Raw genomic sequence first — 5549 nt, forward strand, 5'->3', positions numbered from 1 at the left:
ATAACATAGAGAGAGGGAGACGGTTCAGTGTTGATTGTCTTTTGTCCTTGCCCTATAGTAACCCACGTTACTACATAGTGCCCCACGGCTTCAACCCACTCAATCCGGAGATTCCGATGAAGATTCAACGCATCCACCACGTCGCCTACCGCTGCCGCGACGCCAGGGAGACGGTCGATTGGTACCGCAAGCACTTGAACATGGCGTTCGTGCTGGCGATCGCCGAGGACAACGTTCCTTCGACCAAGGTGCCGGACCCGTACATGCACCTCTTCATGGACGCCGGCAACGGCAACATTCTGGCCTTCTTCGAGATCCCCAATTCACCGCCGATGGGACGCGATCCCAACACGCCGAGCTGGGTGCAGCACATCGCCTTCAAGGTCGACAGCGTCGATGTGCTGCTCGAGACCAAGGCCCGGCTCGAGGCGGCGGGCATCGAGGTCGTCGGCGTCACCGATCACACGATCTTCAAATCGATCTACTTCCATGACCCGAGCGGCCACCGGCTCGAATTGGCCGCCGACGCGGCCACGCCCGAGCAGTTGAAGAAGCTCGACGACGTGAAATGGGAGATGCTCGACGAGTGGACTCGCACCAAGCGCGCACCGAAGCAGGCGGCGTGGATGCATGAACGCGAACTGGCCGGGACTGCCGCCGGCAGGACGGCCTGACCCTGCCCGGCTCGCTGGCTTCAATAGTCCGTATCGCCGTACCACGGCTTGGACCCCGGCCTCGGATCRAAGCCCTTGCCGCCCTTGTGGATCTCCGCGTGATGCAGCTCCCATTCGGTCCGCACGACATCGACGACGACCTTCAGTTTCAGCCCTGACGCGATTCTTTTGACGGTGAAGGTGTAGGCGGACGGACGCGCGATGTTCTCCTTTGCCATCGCGATCGCCTCGCTGTCGCTGGGAGGGGTTTCCGCGCTGATGTCGACCGGACCGTTCTTGAATTCGTCCTTCGGCGTGAAGGTGAACACCGTGTTCTTTCCGACGCTGCGGCTGGCACCGAAAGTGAAGTCCTTCGCGTTGAGCTGCCTCGCCTGAGACCTGAGCAGGTCCATCTCCTTGCCCTTTTGCGGGAAGATGCCGTCGTACGCGACCTCCTGGCTCCGGTCGGTGGTTCGCCTGAGCTTCTTTCGCATCGCCTTCCAGTCGGTGATGAAGGCGTATTCGGGCTTGGCCTTCATTTGCTTGAATGCGTCCTCGTCGGACAACTTGCTCGCGCCGGGCTCCTCGTAGAACGGATCGGCCAGCGATTCGGTGCCCCCGCCATAGCGCTGGCCGTGGGTCGGCGCGATCACGCGCGCGCTGCCGCCGAAGGCGGTACGCACCTCGCCCAGCATCTCCTCGCTGCGCCCGAGGTTGCAGCCCCTGATCAGCACATTGGTCCAGAAGCCGACCAGGTCCGGCTTGGGCTTGGTGATGCTGCCGGCGTCGTTGGCCTTCCTGAGTTCCGAGTACTCCACCTTGCCCGGCGTCGCATCCTTCGGATCGAGAGAGAACTGCAGGGTGCCGTCCGGGTGCGCGTGCGAGACGATGATGAGGTTGGCCACCGGCTTGCCGCCGTCGTTGATGCGCTGGTTGATGCCGTCGAGGTCGCGCACGTCCTCCACCAGGGTCGCACTTGCATATTCGGCCTTGAAGAACTTCTTGGCCTCGGTATAGAACTTGTTGTCGCTCTTCTTGACGTCCTTGCCCATGATGAAGACGTAGTCGATGGCGCCGCGCGCCGTATCGACACGCCCGAGTTGCGCCTCGATCTCCTTGGCCAACGCCGGTGCGTCGCCCTTGGCGACCCGATTCAATGCATCGTCGCCGGCGACAATCGTTCCCGTGGTCCTGGGCCCGCTGCCCTTGAAGTCGACGAAGACGCCCTTGCGGCCCTTGTCGTATCGGCTGCCGCTGAGTTCGAAGTGCATGTCGAGCCCGTAGGCATTGATGAGCCGCCACACGACCTCGTGGACGGCAAACGCCGGCTTGCCCGAGGCCAGGGCGCGCTTGGCCAGCGCCGCGAGCGCCGTCTCCTCCTTGGTGATCGCCGCGGCTTCGTCGGGATCGCGCGCCCGCCGCTGGAGTTGCACGGCCGCGGGAGAGGCGCTGCGCTGCTGAACGACGTGAGTCAGTTCATGGGCAAGCAATCGCCTCCCGTCGCCGACGTCGGTCTCGCGCCGCCCCGCGCCGAACACGATGCTGTGGCCCACCGTGTAGGCGTCGGCGTCCACTTCCCTCACCGATTGCTCGGCAGCGGGCCCGGAATGAATCCGGACCGACGAGAAATCGGCATCGAAGCGCCGCTCCATGTCGCGTCGGAGGGTGGGCGCGATCGGGCTTCCGGCACCCTGCAAAACCTGATGCACGCTGGCCGGCACTTCGCCGGGTGCATCGGGGAGTCGTTCGGCCGAGGCGATGCGCGGAGGGTCACGACGCCCCGACACCGGAGACCGGTCCGACAGAATGCGGTCGGCCGTGCGCTCCGCCTCGGCTTCCAGCGGATCGCTGCGCGCCTGCATCGCGGCGCCCGCGTGGATGCGAACGTTGCTGAAGCTGTGTCCGGAGCCGGGGAACGTCTGGCGCCCCACTTCGGCTTGCGAAGGATCCGGCGCCGCGGCCCGCACCAGTCCGGACAGCTTCGGAGCCACCGGATGCGGAGCGTCGAACAAAGGGCGTGCACGATGCATGGCGCGGATGGTGCGCTGATCTCCGCTGCCTCGCAAGATCGGGTGCGCGAAGTGCAATCGGGACGAGGGCCCCCCGACCTTCGGACTATCCCCAAGCAGCACGCCCCGGGGCTAATATGCCGGTCGCGGGAGGGATGATCCATGTTCGCGCCGCAGGTCGCCAGGGCACAGGCCAGAAAATCTGCCGGCAAGGCAGCGTGGGTCGCGCCCGCTTCACTGCACGGGATCCTTCAGCGCAAGCTCACGATCGGGTCGGTCGACGATCCGCTTGAACACGAAGCCGACCGCATTGCCGAGCAGGTGATGCGTTCGCCCGACAACGCGCTCTCTTTCACGCGCGCGCCACCTCGCATCAGCCGCGCATGCGCCCGCTGCGAGCGCGAGGAAGAGCAGGAAAGCGGCCTGCTGCAACGATCGCCCGAGCCGGGCGAGGCCGTCGCGGAGACGCTCTCCCGCGGCCTCGGCACGACGGCAGGCGGCCGCGTGCTGCCGCCCGCCACGCGGCTGTTCATGGAACGGCGATTCGGGGCCGACTTCTCCGCCGTACGCATCCACGCGGACGCCGAAGACAACGAGCACGCGCGGCAGCTGAACGCGCAGGCCTTCACGATCGGCAACCACATCCACTTTCGGCGCGGCAAGTTCGACCCCGATCACCACGCCGGACGGCTGCTGCTCGCGCACGAGTTGGTGCACACGCTGCAGCAGGGCCGCGCGGCTTCGATCGTGCAGCGCAAGACGGATGCCGAATGGCAAACCGAGGCGACCGCGTTCGAAACCCAGATCCTGGCCGCTCCCGAATACAAGGCACTGAACGGGGTGGCCAAGGGCAACGTGGCCTGGATCATCGCGCAGGCCAGGACCAAGCCGCTCGGGGATGCCAAGGGCCAGCGTCTCTACTACCTCTTCAAGCTGCTGAAGGCGATCACGACGCCGTATCACGGCACCTCGTCGGGATCGGGCTATGGCTGCTCTCCGGACACCGCGAAGAAGAACCGCGACGTCGTCGACAAGGCCCTGAAGACGGAGGCGCTCTGGGGCGGCGCCTACAGCGATGTCGACGAGCTTGCGGTCGCCTCCGCAACGCAGGTGGTCGAAAGAACCGGCGAACAGGGCAAGAAGTACAAGGTGGACCGCAGCGACCCGAAGAACATCCGCGTGAAGATCAAGGTCAAGCTCAACGGTGCGCCGGACGAGGTCTCCAAGATCAAGGGACTCGAGGATGCGATCGAGCGTTCGATCTCCATGACGACGAAGGGCTACTACGTCGACATCGTGTTCGTCAACAGCGCGGGCCCGGACGTGTTCGAGTTCACCGTGAAGTTCTGCGAATGGCCGAACTCCGGCAACTGGGCATCGAGCCCGGTCACGCTGTCGCACGAGGTCCATCACGCACTGGGTCTCGGCGACCGATACGACTATATCGAAGCGCATGCGGGCAACCCGGACATGAACCTCGAGATGCGGCTGCACTGGTTCGTCGAGCAGATGAAGAAGACGGCCGGCGCCCGCGACCCCTACAGCAAGATGGCCTACAACAACAATCCGCTGCTGGCGGAAGACGTCTGCGCCGTGGCCTTCGCGGCCGGCGCCGATCGCAACAAGTGCATCGACGCCCGCAAGAGTCTCGATCCGGCCAACGTGCCGCCCTGAGCCGCTTGCTCAGGGATTGAACCAGTTGTCGCTGAGGATCGCCGGGTCCAGCGTGCGCAGGCCGTCGAGGAGTCGCCGCGCCTCCGCCTTGTCGGCGGTCGACCCGGCCGCGTCCGAATCGAAGCGGGCGATGGCCGCGAGCGCATCCTTGCGCGATATCGTCGCGAACGCGGGGACCTTCGCACTGCCGTAGCCCTTGGTGACCGTGGCGCCGAACTTCTTCCAGAAGCCGGACACCATGCCGCGCCAGAAGCGCAGCCGGAAGGACTGGTCCGCGTGCGTGGCGGCATAGGCGTGATCGGCGCCCGTGATGGCCGACTGCTGCTCGGCGCTGCGTGCGCGATGGTAGTAGTCGGTCAGCGGACCCGCGTGGGAATTCGGGTCCACCTTCGTTCCCGCAAAGTAGTCCGCGAACTTGGCGTCGTCCGCGCGCAGGTCCGCCATCAGCGCCACCGGGTCGACCGGATCGCCACTCTGGAAATTGCCCAGCGCCCAGTTGGCCTGCCCTTGCGGTGGCGCCGGCAGCTTGGTGGGATCGGTGTCCGTGCGCGACGCCCACTGCCCGAGCGCGGACGCCGCGCCGGCACCGGTCGGGCAGGTCGATGTCCAGCCCGACACCGTCTTGAGATTCGGGAACGCCTTCAGGTAGTACCTGGTGATGGTCGATTCTTCCGCCGCCATGCAGGCCAGCACGATCAGGTGCCGGGTCTGCGCGGCCGCCTTCGGGAAGATGCCGGCCAGCGTGACCAGCGCGTCGAAGAGGATCGCGCCCTTGGCGTCTTCGTTGTAGACCTTGGTCCCGTAGCTGTGGCCCGACAGCACCACGCGCGACATCCGGTCGACGCCGTCCTTTTCGCAGGCCGAATAGACCGCGACGACATGCGCCAGATCGTCACGGTCCGAGCTGCTCTGGCTCTTCATCAGCGATTCGAGTGCCGTCGCCTTGGCGGCGTCCAGCGATTGCGCGGCGACGAAGGCCTTGATGCCCGCGTCCTGCGTCAGATCGTAGGTGGCGCCGCCGGAGGCCGTCTTCTCCTCGTGCTCGCTGAGCGTCACCTTGGTGATCTTGACCGAGGTTCCCGTGTATTTCTCGGCCAGCTTGGTGACCTCCGGGCCATAGTTGTTCATGCCGACGTAGAGCACGTTCCCGCCCGCGACAGGCGGAGGCGCCGAGCGCTTGGGCTGTCGATGGACGCGCGGCGCGGCGCTGTCG

At 65.6% G+C, this 5549-nt stretch carries 4 protein-coding genes; 2 read left to right on the forward strand and 2 right to left on the reverse strand.

Annotated elements, in window-relative coordinates; genetic code table 11:
* Positions 1–116 precede the first annotated feature (116 nt).
* A complete protein-coding gene (locus AC1DY5_RS40030) occupies positions 117–674 on the forward strand; it encodes a VOC family protein (protein WP_478120000.1) in 558 nt (185 codons plus the stop codon).
* Positions 675–694: 20 nt separating this feature from the next.
* Here the strand turns inward: AC1DY5_RS40030 and AC1DY5_RS40035 are convergent, their stop codons facing one another.
* Entirely contained in the window at positions 695–2683 is a 1989-nt protein-coding gene (locus AC1DY5_RS40035) for an eCIS core domain-containing protein (RefSeq protein WP_478120001.1), read from the reverse strand.
* Between the two features lie 141 nt (positions 2684–2824).
* Between AC1DY5_RS40035 and AC1DY5_RS40040 the strand changes: the two genes are divergently transcribed.
* Positions 2825–4336 (forward strand): eCIS core domain-containing protein, encoded by a 1512-nt coding sequence (locus AC1DY5_RS40040; RefSeq protein ID WP_478120002.1) that lies wholly within the window; start codon positions 2825–2827, stop codon positions 4334–4336.
* 9 nt (positions 4337–4345) lie between these two features.
* On the opposite strand, the gene AC1DY5_RS40045 is transcribed toward AC1DY5_RS40040, so the two are convergent.
* The coding region (locus AC1DY5_RS40045) for a hypothetical protein (RefSeq protein ID WP_478120003.1) at positions 4346–5549 on the reverse strand (1204 nt) is incomplete at its 5' end.

It is taken from the genome of Variovorax sp. P4_D9 (assembly GCF_056401695.1).

What these genes read in the sequence shown, in the direction of transcription:
- AC1DY5_RS40030 (WP_478120000.1), top strand. Translation starts at nt 117, where the DNA reads ATGAAGATTCAACGCATCCACCACGTCGCCTACCGCTGCCGCGACGCC.
- AC1DY5_RS40040 (WP_478120002.1), top strand. Translation starts at nt 2,825, where the DNA reads ATGTTCGCGCCGCAGGTCGCCAGGGCACAGGCCAGAAAATCTGCCGGC.